The organism is Aquamicrobium zhengzhouense (assembly GCF_016124105.1).
Classification (GTDB): Bacteria; Pseudomonadota; Alphaproteobacteria; order Rhizobiales; family Rhizobiaceae; genus Aerobium; species Aerobium zhengzhouense.
The window spans coordinates 1-20873 of sequence record NZ_JADGMQ010000011.1 but is presented as its reverse complement, the minus strand read 5'-3'; the positions used below and the strand labels follow the sequence as shown (position 1 = coordinate 20873).

Here is a 20873-nt window from a genome sequence, read left to right as displayed (position 1 = left end):
CAGTGACGGAGAGCCTTTATGTGCGGCAGGCCCGCACTGTATTTCGGCGCTCGCCATTGCCTGCAGCTCTGGCTTTTCGAGCCGCAGCCTTCCTTCATTCTTCTTTGGGCTCAGCAAGGGCAGCAATTGCGATGGCAGGTGCGGGCCTGCCTTCGGCAACCTATATCCCGCATCGAGCCGAACGAGCTTACGCCGGACGGTCCTGAGAGTGTCGAGCCCGGCCGTGAATGAGCACGGCCCAGCCATGAGTATGCGAATGCTGGTCTGCCACTGCAATCTCATTACCGCCAAGGAAATCGAGGAAACGATCATCTCGCTTCTCGATGAAGATCCGTGGCAGCTGATCGTTCCTGCAAAGGTGTACCATCGTCTGAAACAGCGAGGACGCTGTTGCGGCTGCTTCCCAAATGTGGTGGAAACGATCATTCGGGTCACCGAAGACTACCATCTGCGCAATGGCGCAGGTGAAACCGAGATCGTACCATTCTTGGACCGTGTACGTGGTTTGCGCGGCCAATTCGGGAGCATGAGCCATGAAGGGCGAAAGTCAGATCATCGAGCGGCTTAACGAAGCGCTGTACCTCGAGCTGGGCGCCGTCAACCAGTACTGGTTGCACTACCGCCTTCTTGAGGACTGGGGCTACATCAAGCTTGCCAAGAAGGAACGCGAGGAATCCATCGAGGAGATGCACCACGCGGACAAGATCATCGCGCGCATCATCTTCCTTGAAGGACACCCGAACCTGCAAAAGGTGGGGCCGCTTCGCATCGGTCAGAACGTCAGGGAAGTTCTGGAGGCCGATCTTGCTGGCGAATATGACGCGCGCGCATCTTACAAGCGCTCGCGTGAGATCTGCAACGAGGTCGGCGACTACGTCACGATGAAGCTGTTCGAAGAATTGCTGGCGGACGAAGAAGGTCATATCGATTTCCTCGAAACGCAGCTGCAGCTTCTCGAAGAGCTCGGCACTGAGAAGTACGGCCTTCTCAACGCCGCGTCAGCAGACCAGGCTGAATAAGCCACTTCAGGCCGCCTCGGGAGCCAGTTCCGGGGTGGCCGCCACGGCGACCTTCGCCGGGGTCTGCGTCAGGCTGCCAAGCCCACCTGCCCGCAGCAGCGACGAAAACCTTCCGCCTTCGCGCTCAGCCAGTTCGCGGAACCCGCCCATCTCGACGATGTGGCCCTTGTCCATGAAGATGACGAGATCAGCGTCGCACACGGTCGAAAGACGGTGCGCGATGACGAAGGTCGTGCGGTTGGCCCGCAAGCGGTCGATCGCATCCTTCACTTTCATCTCGGTCTCAACGTCGAGCGCCGAGGTTGCCTCGTCGAGGACGAGGATTGGCGCGTCTTTCAAAATGGCGCGTGCGATTGCAAGGCGCTGGCGCTCGCCACCCGAAAGCTGCGATCCGCGCTCGCCGACCACAGTGTCATAGCCATCGCTCTTGGAAAGGATGAAGTCCTGAGCCGCGGCCGCAACGGCAGCCGCGTGGACCTCACCATAACCGGCATCTTCACGGCCAAGACGGATGTTCTCCTCAATCGTGCGGTTGAGCAAACCGGCATCCTGGAACACAGTCGCAATCTGTGAGCGGAGCGAACTCCGGGTAACGGAACGTGTATCAATGCCGTCCACCCGGATCGTGCCCACTTTTGGATCATAGACCCGCTGGAGCAAATTGATCAGCGTAGACTTGCCGGCACCCGTCGGTCCGACGATCGCGACTGTCTTGCCCGCAGGAACGTGAAAGCTGATGTTCTCGACACCCGAGCCGGAGTCCGGGAACTGGAACGAGACATTTTCGAAGGTGATATCCCCGGCCACCCGGCCAACCGGACGGGTGCCAAGAGGTTCGCGGCGCTCCCCGCCTGCGTCTTCCATGGCGTAGAAAGGTTCAAGCTTGGCCCGTGCCTCGAAAACCTGGGTGACGAACGCAGTTACCTGATCGAGTCGGCCGATCAGCAGCGTCGCAAAACCTGCAAAGGCAACGATGTCACCGATGTTGAGGTGACCGCGCTCGACCAGAACAGCGCCGATCACCAGGACGACCATCATGGAGATCGTCGCAGACAGGCGGTGCAGGGCACTTGCCAGCGCCCACCAGTTCAGAACAGGAAACTGGGCATTCAACAGGTCGGACGTGTAACGACGCAGCGCCTGGGTTTCCTGATTGAGGCGCCCATAGCTCTGCAACACGGATACATTGCTGATCGAGTCGCTCACATGGGCGAAGACCTGATGGTAGTGCGTCTCGACCTCGGCCTGGCCCTCGCGGGTCTTCTCCATGACGGCACGTCCGATGAGGACGTAGGAAATGCCGAGGCCGAGCAGAACGCAGGCCATGCGCCAGTCCAGCGACAACGCCGTCGGAACAAGGAAAAGCAAAGCCACCGCTGTCGACAGATGCTGTCGCATAAATTCGAGCCACAGCGCGAACAGGGTTTCCAACGCGCGCAGCAATGTGTGCAGCGACGTCGAAGTGCCGTGCTTGTGGTGCCAGGCGAGCGGCATCGTGATGACCTTCTCGAACGAAGCTGCCATCACCTCGGCGCGCCGACGATGCGCCAGACGGTCGGCCGCCCGAGCCACCAGCACGAACGCGATTACGTTGAAGATCCCGAGCCCGGCCCACAGGCTGATCTCGGTCATCACGCTTTTCTCCTGGGCGATCGACTCGATCACCCGCCCGAAAAGAATGGGCTCGGCAATCATGATAGCCGCAAGAACGACGTTCGCGGCGCAAATCGCCGTAACCTGTCGCTTGTCGGCCGCCAGATATGTCAGGGCCCGGCTATAGATTTCTACAAGTGTCACGCAAAAGACCTCACGCTTGCTGCAGCGCAGCATCGGGAGCGGACGCTACGCCTTGGCACATTTGCCGACAATGCGAAAAGCGCGATTCCGTTGCGTCAGCCCCAACAACAACGGCGACAAGCCTTTACGATTCGTGATCGTGTAACAGACTGAAATATTTGAGAAAATGGCAGGAGGGTGGCCGAACTCAGTCGGCCACCGTCACAATCACCTCGTGTACGCCGTGTCGCTCAAGACGAATTGCGTCAACCTTTTGCCGGTTAACTTCCACTGACGCTTCTTCGCCCCGATGGACCTTGATCCGGTAAACCGCGTCCGAGACGCGCAACCGCACAGAAAAGCCCGGCCATGCGCTCGGTAGTGATGGATTGAGGTGCAGCACATCGGCCCGACGCTGAAGACCCAGAATTCCCTCCACGGCAGCCCGGTGGAGCCAGCTGGCCGAGCCCGTATACCAGGTCCAGCCGCCGCGCCCGCCCTTGTCCCCCGAGGAGTAAACATCGGCCGCCACGACATAGGGCTCGACACGGTACTGCTTTGCGTCATCGGCATTCAGCGCATGACTGACAGGGTTCAGCATCTCGAAGACCCGCCAGGCTTCATCGGCTCGTCCAAGACGCGCAAGCGCGATGACCAGCCAGGTCGCGGCGTGCGTGTATTGGCCGCCATTTTCACGCACACCCGGTGGATAACGCTTGATGTAGCCCGGCTCCTTGTCGGTCTTCTCGAAGGGCGGGGTAAACAGCCTGGCGATCCGCAGCTTGTCATCGACCAGGAGTTCGACGGCCTTTGATACCGCCTGTTGTGCCCGCTCAGGGTCAGCTTCGCCAGAAAGAACCGCCCATGATTGAGCGATCGAATCGATCTGGCACTCGTCGGCGTCTTTTGAGCCGAGTGGAGAACCGTCATCGTAGAACCCGCGGCGATACCATTCACCGTCCCAGCCAGCATCCTCTAGCGCTTTTCTGAGCTGGTCGGCATGGTCTTGCCAGTGCGCCGACCGCGCTGTGTCGCCGCGCTCAAATGCAATGGCAGCGAAATCGCGCAAGGTCATCAACAAGAACCAGCCGAGCCAGACGCTGGTACCACGTCCTGCTTCGCCGACGCGGTCCATGCCATCGTTCCAGTCGCCGCCGAGGATCAGCGGCAAACCGTTTTCGCCGGTGCGCTCTATGGCAAGATCGAGTGCACGCGCGCAGTGCTCGTAAAGGCTGGCGCTCTCGGCTGCGGTCTCCGGCGTGAAGAAGGCATCATGCGCATCTTCCTTGAGCAGCTGTCCTTCGATGAAGGCAACTTCTTCATCGAGGATGGAGTGATCGCCGGTTGAGCGGATATAGTGCTGCGTCGCATGGGCAAGCCAGACCACGTCGTCCGAGATCCTGGTGCGCACGCCGGCACCGGTCCGCGGCAGCCACCAATGCTGCACGTCGCCCTCCGAAAACTGGCGCGACGCTGCATTGAGGATCTGCTCCCGTGCCAGTGAAGGGTCGTATAGAAGCAGTCCCAGAGTATCCTGCAGCTGATCGCGGAACCCGAAGGCACCGCTCGCCTGGTAGAAGGCCGAACGCGCCCGTAGCCGGCAGGCAAGGGCCTGATAGGGAAGCCAGACATTGACCATCGCATCAAATGCCGGATCCGGCGTTTCGACCTGGAGCGCGCTGGCAAACGTCTCCCAGCTCTCGCGGTTGTCGCTCACCCTCTGGTCAAAATCACGGGCAAGATGGCTTTGCGCACGGGCTATTGCGGCATCCGGAGAATCGGCATCGCCCAACACGAAAAGCACGGATGCCGTCTCACCAGCTGCAACTTCGATATCGCAGGAAAGCGCAGCACAACTGTCCGAGCCGGCTTCAACCGAGCCAGAGAGCACCGCGCCTGAAAGTGGCGCAGCCGGCATCCGGCTGGAGCCTCCTGCACCGATGAACTCGGCCCGGTCGCTGGTAAAATGCTGCGCATTCCCGTTGCATGCAAGGAAAGCAACGCGGTCGCCGAAATCGAGATGATAGGGATTGCAGGCAAACAGCGTTCCCGTATCTGCATCATGTCCGGGTACGATCAGGGGAGCCGACTTGGCCCTGCTCGTGCCCATGACCCATTCGGCATAAGCATAGACGCGCAATTTTGCCGGGCTTGAGCCGGAGTTCCGGATCGTCAGCCGCTGAATTTTGACCGGCTCCATCCAATCTACCAGCTGCGTCAGCTCAGCAGACAGCGCCCCGCGCATGATGCTGAATCTCGACATTCCGCGCGCATGGCGGGCTTCATAGACAATGGCCGGATCACGCAGAACGCAGGCGAGAGGCGAGAAGGCCTCGCCGGACGCCAGATCGTGAATGTAGATTGCCTCCCCCGGCCGATCCGTGACCGGATCATTTGACCAGGGCGTCAGCTGGAAATCACGGCTGTTGCGGCTCCATGTGAAGGACGCGCCGTCGGCGGATGTGTGGAAGCCGAATTCGCGGTTGGCGATCACATTGATCCACGGGTGGGGCGTTGTGGTCCGCCCGCTGAGCCGCACAACATATTCGCGTCCGCCATCGGCGAAGCCGCCAAAGCCGTTCCAGAAGGCCAAATCATCGCCGCTGGCGCGCTGCGGCAGCCGCGCAGAGCGCATGGCGTCGGGAACGCGTGCTGGCGCAAGCAACCGCGAGTTCTGGCTTGCACGTTCAACCTGATCGAGGACCTCGCCATTGCGTGTGTGCATGACGACGCGCGCAGAGGCGATCAGCGTCCGGTAGGACGCTTCATCCATCAGGTCGCGGCGCACCGCGAAAATGTGCTGACGAGGTCCCAGCTCGCGGCCACGCAGTCGCGCATTTTCGCACAATTGCTCGATCGCCTGCTGCAGGTCCTGCACGTAGGAGGACGATTGCTCGTTGATGATCACCAGATCGACAACGACACCATGCGATCGCAGATACTCCTGCATTCTGAGCGCCGAAGCGACAATGTGCAGATCGGCAATCAGGCCGATGCGCAGCGCGAAGATCGGGAAATCGCCGGATATTGCCATCGGCCACAGCGATGATTGCGGGCCAAGACCGGTGGCGATGCTGTCGGCGGTGGCACGCAGGGTCGGGTCGGCGAAGAGGAGGTGACGGGCGAGCTTTTGCACACCTGCCGCTTCCGCAAGGCTGAGCCCGACATGACGTGTCTGCACCTGCGAGCGCGTCCATGACAAGGTCGCCTGCCGCTGAAAGCTGTCCGGTTGCTGGAAGCGAAGCATTTCCCGGCCGACATCGATCCGGTTTGCTGCAGTTACCGTCCAGAACGTCAAGGACACCTTGCGACGCGCCGGAACGCGCACCCTCGCACGAAGGGCAGCGACCGGGTCCATCGTGAAGCCTGCAGAGTTCGTCAATCGCGCCGCCGGATCGAAAGCAGCGGCGCTGACAATCGAACGGCCCCGGCCGATGAAGTTGCGTCGATCGGTTTCGGCTTCGACTTCACGCGCCACGCCTTCTGCCGACGTCACAAAATGTGCGAGGGCGATGGTCGGGTCCGAGTTCGAGCGGCGCTGTCTTTCAGCAAAGATCGTTGATGAAGACAGATCGATCTCCGTCTTGACGAACATCTTCGAGAACGCCGGATGCGCGTCATCTGCGGCATCGAAGTTGAGAGCAAGCTCGGCGAACGACGTCACCTCGACATGGCGGTCGCGATCGCTGTCATTGAAGAGGGTGATGCGGCGTGCTTCACCGTTGCCCTCCTGCACGGCTATGCACTCGACCTCGGACCGCAGCGTGCCAACGGTCTTCTGGAACACCGCCTTGTCGTCATGGAATGTGGTGTGGCAGACCTCTCCGGGCGCTCTTTTCGGCGCAGCAGTCGCAGACCACCACTCACCAGTTTGAGGGTCCGATATGAACAGGAAGGTGCCCGATTGCTCTTCAAGGGCATCGCCATTCCAGCGTGTAACGGCCACTTCATCAGCCCGGCTGTAGCCCGCGCCGGTAGCGGTCACCATCACGTGGTAATGGCCGTTCGACAGGAGCGCGAGAGCGGGAGTTGCGTTAAGCGGGTCGCTGATCGAGCGCGAGTCCGGGCGCTCGTCAACAAGCGCAGGCTTGATCCGTTCGGCCGTGTCGGCGCGGATCGGCATTTCCGGCACATCGCGCGGAGCCTTCTCCTGCAATAGCAGTTCAGCTGCCTTGATCACCGGGTCCGAGTGGAAGCGTTCGCGCATCCGGCCCTCGAACACCACATTGTCTACCGCCACGATCGACATGCCGTGGTGGTGCGCCATGAAGTTCTTCACGATCGCGCGGCGATAGCCTTCCGGCAGACGATCGGGCGTGAAGTCCACTGCGTCATAGAAGCCGTAGCGCCCCAGTGCGCCGTGCGCGCGCAGCCGCTTGAGGTTCGCAACCGCAGCGGCAGGGCGGAACTGCGCCGCGAGAAGACTTGCATAGGGCGCAATTACCAGATCGTGCGCAAGGCCGCGCTTGAGGCCGAGACCCGGGACACCGAAATTGGTGTATTGATAAGTCATCTCCCGGTCGCGCGCATTATATGCCGCCTCGGAGATACCCCATGGAACACCGCGTGAACGGCCATATGCCATCTGCTTGGCGACGATCAGACGGTTGGTCTGGGTCAGAAGTCCGCCGGCGGGTTCCTGCATCACCAGCGGCGGCATCAGATATTCGAACATCGAGCCCGACCAAGACAGCAGCGCGCCCGAAAATCCGATCTCGGTAACGGGACGGCCTAGGCGGAACCAGTGCTCGGTCGGCAGATCGCCCTTGGCAATGCCGAAGAGGCTCGTCAGGCGAGCTTCGGAGGCGAGAAGGTCGTAGCAGGCTTCGTCGAGCTGGCGCTCTTCAACGCGGTAGCCGATCGACAGAAGCTTGCGATCCTCGCGCAGCAAGAACGAGAAATCCATCTCGAATGCGTATTTGCGCGCACGGTCCCGCAGCGTTGCAAACCGTTCACGCAGACGCGGCGTGCCGTTCCCTGCGGTATGGGAATCGTTGAGGTGAGCCTCGCATGCCTTTTCGAGCTTACCGGCCCAGAGCAGCACATCCTTCGAAGCTGCAGATCCGATCTCCTCATCAAGCCCGCGGGCAAGACGCATGATGTCGGCCGCAAGAACCGTGAGGTTGATGGTTCGGATGGCGGCCGTCTCCGGCTCGGACCGGATGGTGTTCACCGCGCGCCGCATGCCGTCTATGCGCTCGGCGAGACGGTGACGAAGCGGCCTGAGAAGGCGCCGGTCATCCGGCAGGTTTTCCAGCCGCTCTTCCAGGATCCCCGTAACGTCGATGATTCCTTCGAAATCGCCCTGAAGGTGGGCTGCGAGCGCGTGGGTCCATTCATCGCACGCCGCTGCGACGGCAATCAGATGGCCTGCAAGATTGCCGCTGTCGACCGACGAGATGTAGAGGGGGTGAAGCGGCCGAAGCGTGCGCGTTTCATACCAATTGTAGAGATGACCGCGATGGCGCTCCATCTTCTCCATCGTCGTCAGCGTCCGATCGAGGCGGTCAGCGGTTTCCGCGAGGCTGATCCAGCCAAAATCTCGCGCTGCGATGGTGGAAAGAAGATACATGCCGATATTGGTCGGCGACGTGCGCGCCGCGACCACCGGTGCCGGCACCTCCTGGAAGTTGTCCGGCGGCAGCATGTTGTGCTCTTCCGTGACGAAGGTCTCGAAATAGAGCCAGGTTCGCCGAGCAATGTCGCGCAGTTCGGCCTTGTCCTCGGGGGCGACCACAAGACGGTCCTCGGTTTCGGCAGACTGGCTGACAAACCAGGCAAAGGCGGGTGAGCCGACCCATAACAAGGAGAAGAATGCCGCAATCCAGGCGCCGGTCGTGCCGCCAGCAAGCGGGATCGCCGCTGCAATCAGGGCGACGGGCACCACGCCGGACATCTGGAAATAATGACCGATCAGACCGCGATCACCCGAGCGGGCAACGCTCGATGCCGTTCTCCACTCCAGCAATTGCTTGCGCGACACGAACAGGCGATACAGCGTGCGCACGATGGCATCCGCATAGGACGCAGCCGCATGCGCCATCAACACCATCTTTGAGGCAACAAGCGCACTTGAGAACGCGATGTCCCGACCAACGGAGGCCAGATGCGCCTTGATGCGCGATTCACTGTCCCGCGGGATGATCGAATCGACAAGATGATAGGTTGCGGACAGGAACAGACTCAGCACCATCAAGGCCTGCCACTGCGCAGCTTGGGTGAACGGCAGGACCGTCCATCCAGCAATCGAAGCCGCGACCCAGAAAATCGGCAGCAGCGAACGGCGCAGATTGTCGATCATCTTCCAACGCGACAGGGCAGGTACGCCTGAACCCGGGTTGAAGATCCAACGCAGGAGCTGCCAGTCGCCGCGGGCCCAGCGGTGGTGGCGCGAAGCGTCGACGATATATCGTGTCGGGTAATCCTCGATCACCTCGACATCGGTGACGAGCGCGGCCCGCGCAAAGGAGCCCTCGATGAGATCGTGCGAGAGAATGGCGTTCTCCGGGATACGGCCCTTGAGCGCCGCTTCCATCGCATCAATGTGGTAAAGGCCCTTGCCGGTGAATGTGCCGTCGCCAAAAAGGTCCTGATAAGTATCAGACACCGCAAAGACGTAAGGATCGATGCCGCGATTGGCGGAGTAGACCCTTTGAAATACCGACGATTCCTCACCGCTTGTCAGCGAAGCGGTAACGCGCGGCTGCAGGATGCCATAACCGGAAATGACCCGGTCGCCCTTCTTGTTCAGCACCGGCACGTTCAAGGGATGTGTCATCTTGCCGACGAGCTTGGCCACCGTGTCGCGGGTCATGCGGGTGTCAGAGTCCAGCGTCATGACGTGGACAATGTCGGTCGGCAGAGGCGATGCAGCCGGGAAAAAGGTGGTGTCCTGATCTCCCCTCAGCATCGCGTTGAGTTCGTGCAGCTTGCCGCGCTTGCGCTCCCAGCCCATCCAGCACCCCTCGGACGGGTTGTAGAGCCGCTTGCGATGGAGCAGGAAAAAGCGGTCGTGCCCTTCCTTGGGATAGCGGGCATTGAGCGAAGCGACCTGCTTGGTCGCATAATCCAGCAAAGCGAGATCTGCCGGGCCCTGCTCATCATCGCTGTCAGGCCAATCCGACAGGATCGCGAAATGCAGTTCGCCCGTCATATTGGCGAGATAGTGCACTTCAAGATCGCGCACCGCCTCGTCGACGTCGTCGCGGCTGCCAAACATGGTGGGCACGGCGACCAGCGTGCGCGCATGAGCCGGAACGCCGTTCTTGTATTCGAAGCCGATGAGCCGGGTTGGGCGCACGAAGGTTGAGACGATGGTATTGAACAACCCCATCGCGGCTTCGGACGCGGGGAAGGCAAAGAGCAGGGCGAGGAGCGCCACCGTTCCCGCCGAAAGTCCCGCAGATGTCAGTGCCCAGGCGGCGGCGGCGATCAGCGCCAACGACAAAAGGGCAACCGGCACTACCATCCCCAGCCAGCCGGAGCGTCGGTAGGCACGGTAGAGCTTCAGGGTGAAGGGCGGATTGTAGCCGAGCTCTTTTTCGAAGCTCTCCTGCTCATCGCCCGCAAGGACACAGCCTATGTCCTCGTTGCGCTCACGCGCGAAATTGAGTGCAGCGCGCGCAACGTCCGTCTCTTCCTTGCCCGAACGTTTCGCCAGATTTTCGATCGCCCGGCGATAGGTGTCCCGGGACTGGAAATCCAGCGCGGCGAAATCGGTGTTTTCGCGCAGCAATTTGTCGACACTGCTGACTGTCTCGAACCAGTCTGTCCAGTCGATGTCATCAAGCAGCCGCAGACCCTTGATGATGTTGCCGGTGGTTACGTTCCCGGCGGAAAGATTGGCGTGTTCGGCGAGCGTTGCTTCTTCCGCATCCGTTCCCGAGGCTTCGAGCTCGCTTTCCAGCCAGCCCAGCGTAGCGCCTGACGAGACAGACCCGTCACGCAGCCGAAACAGAAGCTGGGTGGAGAAGACGCGATCCATTGCATGGTGGCGGTGCTCACCGAGAAGCTTGGTGGCCTCATCTGCGGGGAGGGCTGCGAGCCGGTCCGCAAGGGCATTGGCTGCAAGGCGCATGTCTCGTGCGCCCGCTACCCGAAGTGCAAGGCGACGCAGATTTTCCACAAGGACAAAGCGCAGGATCGATGGGAGCGCCCACAATTCGCCGATTCGCAGCGGCTGCACCTGCTGGAAGCCTTCAACGATCTCTCTGAAGCCGTCAGCTGTGACGGCGCTGTCGCTGTGGGCGACATATGCCCAGGCGATGGCCTGGACACGCGGGATGCCTGCCCCGGCAAGCTCCGGCAATTCAAGGTAAAAACGGGGCGGCAGATCGCGGCGGATACCTGCAATCGCCGCTTCAATGACATGGGAATTGTCGAGCAACCAATTGGCGGCCGGGGTCAGCAATTCGCCTGCCTGCTGCGCCCGGGCCAGCGCCTGGGCGACTTCTCTGATGTGAGTCGCGTTTTCCTTTGTACGCAACCTTGGGTCGAAACTCTTCACATTAGCGATCAGCGGGCACGAGCCCTCTGCAACGCTCCTGCCAAGTGCGTGCAGATCGCCCTGATGTTGAAAACCTGACCTGATGGGGAATTCTCCCCGTGTCGACGAGGGAAGGGTTTCCCGCCCCGGCAAAGGACCGGCATTCACGTTCATAGACAATATCTCTCGAAAAGCCGTGACAAATTGGTCTTCGGCCTGCATCGCGCATAGACGGCTACGGAACTGCCTTTAAACGATTGAGTAAGGCGATTGTTCCGGCGACGGTATTATCCGCCATCAAATTGGATTACGGTGTGTGTGCATCTGTGCGTGCGCTTCTCATCCCCATCCGAGTAAACCCCAAAACTTGGAAAAGAATGCGTTCATGCCTATATTCAGTGCAGTTCAGGTGCGCGATTCGACACGTCACAGCGCACCTTTTTTCTGAGCGGCAAGATTGGAACTTTATGAGCGACCAGACCGAGAACGTCAACGGCGGGGTATCTGAGTACGGCGCCGATTCCATTAAGGTTCTCAAGGGCCTGGATGCTGTCCGCAAGCGTCCTGGCATGTATATCGGCGACACTGATGACGGATCCGGCCTCCACCATATGGTGTATGAGGTGGTGGACAACGCCGTCGACGAGGCGCTGGCGGGGCATGCCACTCGCGTGACGGTTACCCTCAACCCCGACGGATCGGTGACGGTTACCGACAACGGACGCGGCATTCCGACCGATATCCACTCGGGCGAAGGCGTCTCTGCGGCTGAGGTCATCATGACCCAACTTCACGCAGGCGGTAAGTTCGACCAGAACTCCTACAAGGTATCCGGCGGTCTGCACGGCGTCGGCGTTTCCGTCGTCAATGCACTGTCGACCTGGCTGCGGCTCACCATCCGTCGCGCTGGCAAGATCCATCAGATCCAGTTCTCGCACGGCGTTCCGGACGCACCGCTCGCTGTCATCGGCGATGCCGGCGAGGAGACCGGAACCGAGGTCAGCTTCCTGCCGTCGCCGCAGACCTTCACCAACATCGAATTCGATTTCGCCACGCTTGAAAACCGCCTTCGGGAGCTTGCGTTCCTGAATTCGGGCGTGCGCATCGTGCTGACTGACGCGCGCCATGCCGACATCAAGCAGCAGGAGCTGCATTATGAGGGCGGTCTTGAGGAGTTCGTGAAGTACCTCGACCGATCGAAGAAGGCATTGATCCCGCGTCCGATCCACCTGACGGGCGAGAAGGACGGCATTACGGTCGAAGTGTCGATGTGGTGGAATGACAGCTACCACGAGAACGTGCTCGCCTTCACGAACAACATTCCGCAACGCGACGGCGGCACGCACCTTGCCGGGTTCCGTGGTGCGCTGACGCGCCAGATCACCGGCTATGCGGACACCTCGGGCATCTCCAAGAGGGAGAAGGTCTCGCTTACCGGCGATGACTGCCGTGAGGGTCTGACAGCGGTCTTGTCGGTCAAGGTTCCGGATCCAAAGTTCTCGTCGCAGACCAAGGACAAGCTCGTTTCGTCCGAGGTTCGCCCTGTCGTTGAAAGCCTTGTTAATGAAGGTCTGAATACGTGGCTGGAGGAGCATCCAGGGGAAGCGAAGATCCTCGTCGGCAAGGTCGTTGAAGCGGCTGCCGCACGCGAGGCCGCGCGCCGCGCGCGCGAGCTTACCCGCCGCAAGGGCGCGCTGGATATCGCCTCGCTGCCCGGCAAGCTTGCCGACTGCCAGGAGCGCGATCCGGCCAAGTCCGAAATCTTCATCGTCGAGGGTGACTCGGCAGGTGGTTCGGCCAAATCCGGTCGCTCGCGCAAGAATCAGGCGATCCTTCCGCTGCGCGGTAAGATCTTGAACGTCGAGCGTGCGCGCTTTGACCGGATGCTGTCCTCGGACATGATCGGCACGCTGATCACGGCTCTTGGAACGGGCATCGGCAAAGACGAATTCAACATCGACAAGCTGCGCTACCACAAGATCATCATCATGACTGACGCTGACGTCGACGGTGCGCACATTCGTACGCTGCTGCTGACCTTCTTCTTCCGTCAGATGCCGGAGCTGATCGAGCGCGGCCACCTCTACATCGCCCAGCCACCGCTCTATAAAGTGACGCGCGGCAAGAGCGCCCAGTACATCAAGGATGAGCGTTCGTTTGAGGAATTCCTCATCAACACCGGCCTTGAGGATGCGACGCTCGAACTCGACGGCGGTGAAGTGCGTGCCGGCCAGGATCTGCGCAGCGTAATTGAAGATGCGCTTGACGTTCGCACGCTCCTCAACGGTCTTCACACCCGCTACTTGCATTCGGTCGTGGAGCAGGCGGTGATCGCCGGCGCGCTGAACTCTGAAATCCTCACCAATATGGGCCGTGCCGAGGAGGCCGCCAACTATGTTGCGCAGCGCCTCGACATGATCTCCGAGGAGACGGAGCGCGGCTGGATCGGGTCGGTCAGCCAGATCGATGGCGTAATTGACGGGCTGGTTCTGGAGCGCACGGTACGTGGCGTGAAGGAGACGGTGACGCTTGATGCGGCACTTCTCGGTTCGGCTGATGCGCGCGCACTTGATCGTTATGCAGAGCGGCTCCAGGAAGTCTTCGGCAAAAGCCCGGTTCTTCGCCGTCGCGATACATCAGCTGCAATGTCCGGTCCAATGCAGCTTCTCGACATCATCTTCGCCGTCGGCCGCCGCGGCCTGACCATGCAGCGCTACAAGGGCCTGGGTGAGATGAACGCCGAGCAGCTTTGGGAAACGACGCTTGATCCGAACGTCCGCTCGCTGCTGCAGGTGAGGGTCGCCGACGCGACCAACGCCGACTCGCTGTTCTCCCGCCTCATGGGCGACGATGTCGAACCGCGCCGCGACTTCATCCAGGAAAACGCGCTTTCGGTCGCAAACCTCGACGTGTGATCGAAACGTCATCGAAGACGCAAACGGGCCCGCGGGGGCCCGTTTTTGTTTGCGGCAGTCTGGTTCCAAGCCCCCTCCGTCGCTTCGCGACACCTCCCCCTCATGAGGGGGAGGAACCTGGCGGTGCTGGTTGAAGTTCTGAGCGCTTGCCTGCGTGGCAGAAGGTCATCGAAGCCCCAGATAAGATGGCAGGGATGTTGAAGAGCCGTGCCTGAGGAACCTCCCCCATTTATGGTGGAGGGGGCGTTGTGGAGTGCTGGCCTTGGGAGCGACGCTATCGGGCCTACGCCCTGCCTCGTTTGCACGGACCCTGTTTAGGCCTTTCTCATTCGCCGCATTTACACCGCGCGCTCGGCGAGCCCCCTCCGTCGCTCCGCGCCACCTCCCCCTCATGAGGGGGAGGAACCTGGCGGTGCTGGTTGAAGTTCTGAGCGCTTGCCTGCGCAGCAGAAGGTCATCGAAGCCCCAGATAAGATGGCAGGGATGTTGAAGAGCCGTGCCTGAGGATCCTCCCCCATTTATGGGGGAGGGGGACCATGCGGAGCATGGTGGAAGGGGGCGTTGGAGTGCTGGTCTTGGGAGCGACGCTATCGGGCCTACGCCCTGCCTCGTTTGCACGGACCCTGTTTAGGCCTTTCTCATTCGCCGCATTTACACCCCGCGCTCGGCGAGCCCCCCTCCGTCGCTTCGCGACACCTCCCCCTCATGAGGGGGAGGAACCTGGCGGTGCTGGTGGAAGAACTGAGCGCTTGCCTGCGCGGCGGCAGATCACTCGAGCCACAGGTCAGAAGGTGGAGCTATTGAAGGGCTCTGCCTGAGGACCTCCCCCGTTTATGGTGGAGGGGGCATTGTGGGGTGCTGCGGGGCGGGTGCGACGTTATCGGGCTTGCGCCTGCCGCGCCCTTTTCACCCCACCCTGAACTCCGACAGAACCTCGATCGAGCGGTCGGCGTGGAATTCTTCGTGTGGGCGGCCGTCGGTCCGAAGGCGTTCGTCGCGGGCGACGTTCAGCTTCACGATCTCGTCCTCGTAGCGGGTCAGGACCGCTGTCACCCAGCGGTTCACCAGATAGTCCGGCAGTGCCATTTCGACATTGAATTGGTCGAGAAGGGCGTTGGTGGCTTCGGCATCGCGCCACTCACCGCCCACCACCCACTGATTGACCGTGAACAGCCGTGTAATCTTGCCATGTCCGGTGACGCCGACGGCGACCAGATGCACGGGTTCGCTCTTGCGCCCGTCCGGGCGAACGAAACAATGAAAATGCCCGTGTTCGCCAAGTTCAGCGCTGTCGGTGTGGCAATGGTAGTACCACTGCGCTCCGGATGACGGATCAAAGACTTCCGGTTCCGGATAATGCTTCCAGGTCACAAGACCTTCGGCGGGAAGCACGCGCAGCAGGACGGACGTGCTGGACTTTGTGAGTATCTGCTCGCAATAGGCCATCTCCTGCGCCGCGCGCTGCTTCGCCTCACTCATTACAGAAGACCTGCCGAACAGGGGTTGATGTCGGGCGAAGGAGCAGGAGCCGGGGCAGGGGCTGCCGGAACAGCGGTTCCGCCGCTGAACTCATCCGCAAGATCGTCATAATTGCGCTGTCCCGGCGCTGGAGGCGGCAGCGCGGCTGCGCACGGATTGAACGATTCTTCTGCCGCTGTGAGCGGGGCAGGGGCTTCGCTCGTTACATGGTCAGCTGCAACTGCACCTACGGCGACGAGCAGTGAAGCGGCAAAGAGGGCGGTGTTCTTTTTATTGCTCATGACTTCTTGAACCCGTCGAGACCAAACAGGGGGCGAAGGCCAATGCCCACCAGACTTCCAATATAGGCCATGACGAACCAGACCCATCCATGCAGACTGCCGGACGCAATCCCGCTGAAGAGTGCGCCGATGTTGCAGCCGAAGGAAAGGCGCGCACCATAGCCCATGAGAAGCCCGCCGATAATTGCTGCAACCCACGACAGAAGCGGGACTTTGACCTTCGGCGCAAATTTGCCCGCAAGGCCTGCAGCCAGCGCAGCACCAAGGATGATGCCGAAATTCATTACCGAGGTAACGTCGAAGAGGACGCTCTGGTTGAGGGCGCGAGACTGCGCGGGGGAGGCCCAGAATGCCCAGCTTGCCACGTCCACACCGCTGGCCTGAGCGATTTTCGCGCCCCACAGGCCGAAGCCATAGGTGACTGACCACGGGTGCCCGGCAAGAAGCAGGGTCAAAACGTTGCCGAGTGCCAGAACAAGTGCAGCAAGAACCAGCGGCCAGGGGCCATGCAGGAAGCTCGATGGCGATAGGTCCTTGAGGCCTGAGAAGATCGACTCAACATTGCCGTGGCGGCGCTTTTCGAGAAAGGCAAGAACCCCGACGATTGCTGCAATGCCCGCGAGGGTCACAAGCGTTCCGCCAATCCCGCCAAAGGTTTCACCCAGACGGACAACGGGAAGCGAGGGAAGGCTCAGCCAGAATGGCAGATGCGCGGTGCCGATCGTCGCGCCGGCGATGAAGCCTGCAAGCGTCACCAGCATGCGGGCACTGCCGCCGCCAACGGTAAAGAGCGTACCGGAGCCGCAACCACCGCCAAGCTGCATGCCAAGGCCGAATATCAGCGCGCCGAGAACGACGGAGACGCCAACCGGCGCCCAGGCGCCGACGAGATTGCGGTCGATCGGAACCAGCCCGCTCATCAGCGGGATGAAGACGATAGCCGTCAGGCCAATCATCACAAATTGCGCCCGCATCGAGCGGCTGCGCCCTTCGGTGGCGAAGCGCTTCCAGCCGCCGGTGAACCCGAACGAGGCCTGGTATAGCGCAAGGCCGAGCAAGCCCCCGACGAGGAATAGCAGCGCCTGCGTCGTGCTGACGATGGAGGACAGAACCGCAAAGCCGGCAATGATCGCGCCAGCGACCACCAGCAGTGGAGCAGTGTCGATCCTGAGGCCTTGCGGCCGGGAATCGAGAGATATGTATGCCATGTTGGATTGGGCCCGAATTTTAAGGTGCCTGCTTATCTCATATGCCGGCCCGCGGCAGAACGGACCGCGTACCCGCATTCCTCGCGCCGGCGAAAATCTACACCGTCAAACAGGCCGTGCGTGGAACAATATTCCTTCTATGGCGCAGGGGCCTCGTCTAGTTTGCGGCCAAGATCATCTTCCCGAAGGCTTCGCCGTGAAAACCCTGTACGTTCGTCCGGCGCTTCTAGCGCTTTCCCTGCTCGTTGGTTCGGCGCCTCTGGCGGTGCCGCAGTCATTGGCTGCCGGTGTCGAGCAAGCAGAACAGCGTGCAACGCTTGTCCAGTACTCCGCAGATACCGATCTCAAAGCCATCGCGGCCGAGAGCGATAAAACGGTCGTCTTCTTCTTCGCGGCCTGGTGCCCGAACTGCATTCTGACATTGACCGAACTTTCTGAAAAGTGGTCCGACATTGAACCGGATATCACACTGGTGATTGCTGACTATGATACCGAAACGGCGCTGAAGTCCGAATACGGCGTCACCTATCAGGACACGTTCGTTCTGCTCGACAGGCAAGCAAATGGCGTGAAGCTGTGGAATGCGGGCGGCATTGCCGGGCTGAATTCCAATACCCGCTAAATGAGCCTCTTTTTCGCGTTCATCGCTGGCATCGTGACGGTCTTGTCGCCTTGCGTGTTGCCACTGCTACCCGTCATTCTGGCAAGTTCCTCGATTGAAGGGCGCTGGCGGCCGGCCGGGCTCATCGTTGGTTTCGCGGTCTTTTTTACCGGGATCACGCTGTTTTTGAGCCTGCTCGTTCGGCAGGTTTCGATCTCTCCCGATGCGCATCGCACCGCCGCTGCCCTGATCTTCATCCTGATGGGGCTGGTGCTGGCAGTTCCTGCATTCAAGGCGCGCTTCGAAATCGCAACATCCGGCTTTTTGTCCCGATTTGCTGGCGGATCAAGACATGGTTCGCAAGGCTTCCTCGGCGGCCTCTTCACCGGCGCGGGCCTTGGTCTTGCGTGGACGCCTTGTGTCGGGCCGATCATGGCAGCGGTCATCACGCTGGCGCTCAACCAGCAGACCACGCTCTCGTCCACATTGACGGCGATTTCGTTCAGCCTCGGAACCGCGCTGCCGATGGGCGCTGCCGTCCTCTTCGGCCAGCGTCTTTATTCGCGCACGGCTTTTTTGAAGCGCAACAGTGCTCGCATTCAGCAGCTGATGGGCGTCATCATCCTACTCGTCGGGCTTGGTATCTGGTTCGGCATCGACAGGTCGATCCAGATTCTTCTCTTCAAGGCGTTCCCTGGCTGGGAGGCCGCACTTACGGGTTGGGAGCGGGCCGTCACTCCTTGATTGTCGCCCCTCGATCGATCTTAGAAAAATATTCTCAAACGGTGGCTGCAATTGGCAATCGGTTGATTGTTTCGTTCTCCGTCTTCTGTGATTTTCAGCGCATTCGCATTTCTGGAGTTTATTCAATGCTTCGCACCTTCACCCGTCGCCTTCTTGCAGCCGGTGCCCTGTCCGTCCTGACGCTGACGGTCGCTGCTCCGATGCTTGGCTCAGGGCTTTCAAACTCCATCGTCAGCATCCGCGCCGAGGCGCAGGAAGCGGCGCACCCGATCATCGTCAATCTCGAACAGTTCAAGGAGCTGATTGGCAACGGTGCCAAGATCGTGGACGTGCGCCAGCCGGCTGCCTTTGAGGCGGGTCACATTCCCGGTGCAGTCAATCTGCCCTGGGCAAAGCTCAACGTTTCGGAGCGCGACGGCATCCGCAACGAATTCGAGGCCGATGAGGTGATCGAGCAGATCGTCAGCGAAGCCGGTCTTTCGAATGGCGACACGCTCGTCATCTACGACACCAATTCGCTTCCGGGCCGTGCCTTCATTGCGCTGGAATATGCCGGCTTCAAGGACAAGATCCACGTTCTGGATGGGGGCATCGGCGCTTTCACTGACAAGCTGGAAACCGGAGCCGTCGAAGTCGCAAAGACCGATTTCAAAATCACCGACAAGTTCGATATGCGCGTCGACAAAGCCTATGTCGAGACCAAGATCAGGGCCAATGACTCCGTGATCGTCGACGGCCGCAACGCAGATGCTTTCGTCGATGGCCATATTCCGGGTGCCAAATCGCTGTCGGCATCCCGACTTCTGGCGGAAGACAGGAAGGTTCAGCCGGAGGACGTTCTGTCGGGTCTGCTTGCTTCGCGTGGCATCGACAAGGAAAAGGAAATCCTTTCCTATTGCGGTTCGGGTGTTGCTGCCGCCAACAACTACATTGCGCTGCGCAACCTCGGCTACAAGAACGTCCGCATCTATGACGAGAGCTGGGACGAGTGGAGCCGTGATCCGAAGGCTGGGCAGGCCCTGGCTCTGAACAACTACGGGTTCACCGGCGAGAATACTGGTGAGGAAGGTCCGAAGTTCCTGACCGCCGAAGAAGTGAAGGAACTGGCTGCCAACCCGAACGTCGTGATCGTCGATGTCCGCTCGCCATCGGATTATGGCGCAGGCCAGATCCCCGGCTCGGTCAACGTCTTCTGGGATACGACACTGGATGAGAACCGTGTCCTCAAGGGCGCAGACGATTTGAAGAAGCTTTATCAGGAAGCTGGCGTGACGCCGGACAAGCAGGTGATCCTGTTCACCCGCGGTGGCGTCCAGCTGACGCACTCCTACACGGTCCTGTCGCTCCTCGGCTTCAAGAACGTCGACTTCTTCACCGGCAAGTTCGAAGGCTGGGAAAACGGCGCAATGCGTCGCGGCTGATAGAAGCTACAGATATTTCTTTCCAAGACGGGCGCGACATGCGCCCGTCAGACCATGCATAAACCCCGTCATTTTTTGGCGGGGTTTTGCTTTACGGGTTTGACGGTCTGGTATTTCGGGCCAGCCGCAAGGCGCTGGAAGCACGTAGGCGAGGCCGGATTGGGCGGGCATTGTCAGCGCCTGAGCGATTGTCGCGATGTTCTGGGCGGCGGCCGTCAGCAGGCGATGGTATGCAAAGCGCGTCAGACTTCGGAACCTTGAACAGCGATGTCGATGAGGCTGCTTGTTGTCGTCGAAGGTGGGGCCGTCGTCTCCATAGAAGATCCCTAAATAGCTGCCTCTGCTTAGGTTCTCACCCTCAGCCCCCTCCGTCGCTTCGCGCCACCTCCCCCTCGCGAGGGGAGGATCATCAGTGCCAAGATCATCGAGGCATACCGCCCAGCTCTGGACGTCTCAGCAGGCCGTCCAAAAAGCTTTCGGTACGATCCCCGCCCGCACGGATCCTCCCCCTCGTGAGGGGGAGCGACTGTGTTGGGGGTCAAGCTGTTTTCCATGGTTTGCTGTCCCGGAGCATGGCGTTGAGGATGGTGACGAGTTTGCGCATGGCAGCTACCAGCGCGACGAGTTTGGGCTTGCCGGCAGCGACCAGCCGATCGCGGACGGCGCTGAGGGCGGCCATGAAGAGGCTCGCTCGCACCCCGCTTCGCCCGCCGCCAATGAAGCTCTTGCCGCGCCATTTGCCTGACTGGCGCGTGAAGGGTGCCAGTCCGACCAGCGCCGTGATCTGACGCCGGTCAAGCTGCCCAAGTTCTGGAAGCTCGGCCAGGAGCGTGCGTGCGGTCACTGTGCCCACGCCCGGCATGGAGGTGAGCAACTGTCGGCGCACCAGCCAGATCGGTGATTTGCGGATGTGGCCGTCCATCTCGTCATCGAGGCTGGCAAGT

At 60.7% G+C, this 20873-nt stretch carries 12 protein-coding genes; 6 read left to right on the top strand and 6 right to left on the bottom strand.

Annotation, left to right across the window (positions count from 1 at the left end; translation table 11 throughout):
• Positions 1-256: 256 nt before the first annotated feature.
• Together IOD40_RS14270 and bfr are read left to right on the top strand one after the other, a co-directional pair.
• Positions 257-568: a (2Fe-2S)-binding protein gene (locus tag IOD40_RS14270; protein ID WP_198477459.1), complete on the top strand. Its 312-nt coding sequence runs from the start codon at positions 257-259 to the stop codon at positions 566-568.
• The gene (gene bfr / locus IOD40_RS14265; protein WP_198477343.1) at positions 534-1019 is read left to right on the top strand and encodes a bacterioferritin; all 486 of its coding nucleotides are present in this window, start codon (positions 534-536) and stop codon (positions 1017-1019) included. Before IOD40_RS14270 ends, bfr begins: the two co-directional genes overlap by 35 nt.
• Before the next feature lie 6 nt (positions 1020-1025).
• Here the strand turns inward: bfr and IOD40_RS14260 are convergent, their stop codons facing one another.
• Both IOD40_RS14260 and IOD40_RS14255 read right to left on the bottom strand, forming a co-directional pair.
• Positions 1026-2816: a glucan ABC transporter ATP-binding protein/ permease gene (locus IOD40_RS14260; protein WP_198477341.1), complete on the bottom strand. Its 1791-nt coding sequence runs from the start codon at positions 2814-2816 to the stop codon at positions 1026-1028.
• A gap of 187 nt (positions 2817-3003) precedes the next feature.
• Positions 3004-11454, bottom strand: coding sequence for a GH36-type glycosyl hydrolase domain-containing protein (locus tag IOD40_RS14255; RefSeq protein WP_198477339.1), 8451 nt, complete (start codon positions 11452-11454; stop codon positions 3004-3006).
• Between the two features lie 293 nt (positions 11455-11747).
• On the opposite strand from IOD40_RS14255, the gene gyrB reads away from it, so the two are divergent.
• Positions 11748-14195 carry a DNA topoisomerase (ATP-hydrolyzing) subunit B gene (gene gyrB, locus IOD40_RS14250; protein WP_198477332.1) on the top strand — a complete coding sequence of 816 codons (2448 nt, stop codon included), beginning with the start codon at positions 11748-11750 and terminating at the stop codon, positions 14193-14195.
• A 906-nt stretch (positions 14196-15101) separates the two neighbouring features.
• Here gyrB and IOD40_RS14245 read toward each other — a convergent pair.
• Genes IOD40_RS14245 through IOD40_RS14235 form a run of 3 tightly spaced genes read right to left on the bottom strand, consistent with a single transcriptional unit; the run spans position 15102 to position 17163 of the window.
• The gene (locus IOD40_RS14245) at positions 15102-15674 is read right to left on the bottom strand and encodes a DUF6969 family protein (protein ID WP_198477331.1); all 573 of its coding nucleotides are present in this window, start codon (positions 15672-15674) and stop codon (positions 15102-15104) included.
• Positions 15674-15955, bottom strand: coding sequence for a hypothetical protein (locus tag IOD40_RS14240; RefSeq protein WP_198477330.1), 282 nt, complete (start codon positions 15953-15955; stop codon positions 15674-15676). The genes IOD40_RS14245 and IOD40_RS14240 overlap by 1 nt, the downstream gene beginning before the upstream one ends.
• Positions 15952-17163 carry a YeeE/YedE family protein gene (locus IOD40_RS14235; protein WP_198477329.1) on the bottom strand — a complete coding sequence of 404 codons (1212 nt, stop codon included), beginning with the start codon at positions 17161-17163 and terminating at the stop codon, positions 15952-15954. The genes IOD40_RS14240 and IOD40_RS14235 overlap by 4 nt, the downstream gene beginning before the upstream one ends.
• On the opposite strand from IOD40_RS14235, the gene IOD40_RS14230 reads away from it, so the two are divergent.
• The 3 genes from IOD40_RS14230 to IOD40_RS14220 all read left to right on the top strand — a co-directional run bounded on the left by IOD40_RS14230 (position 17153) and on the right by IOD40_RS14220 (position 19929).
• Positions 17153-17785 carry a thioredoxin family protein gene (locus tag IOD40_RS14230; protein WP_198477328.1) on the top strand — a complete coding sequence of 211 codons (633 nt, stop codon included), beginning with the start codon at positions 17153-17155 and terminating at the stop codon, positions 17783-17785. The genes IOD40_RS14235 and IOD40_RS14230 overlap by 11 nt on opposite strands.
• On the top strand, positions 17786-18508 hold the full coding sequence (locus IOD40_RS14225) for a cytochrome c biogenesis CcdA family protein (protein WP_198477327.1): 723 nt from the start codon (positions 17786-17788) through the stop codon (positions 18506-18508).
• Between the two features lie 125 nt (positions 18509-18633).
• Positions 18634-19929 (top strand): sulfurtransferase, encoded by a 1296-nt coding sequence (locus IOD40_RS14220; protein ID WP_198477325.1) that lies wholly within the window; start codon positions 18634-18636, stop codon positions 19927-19929.
• A gap of 538 nt (positions 19930-20467) precedes the next feature.
• Here IOD40_RS14220 and IOD40_RS14215 read toward each other — a convergent pair.
• The coding region (locus IOD40_RS14215; protein WP_233714001.1) for a transposase at positions 20468-20873 on the bottom strand (406 nt) is incomplete at its 5' end.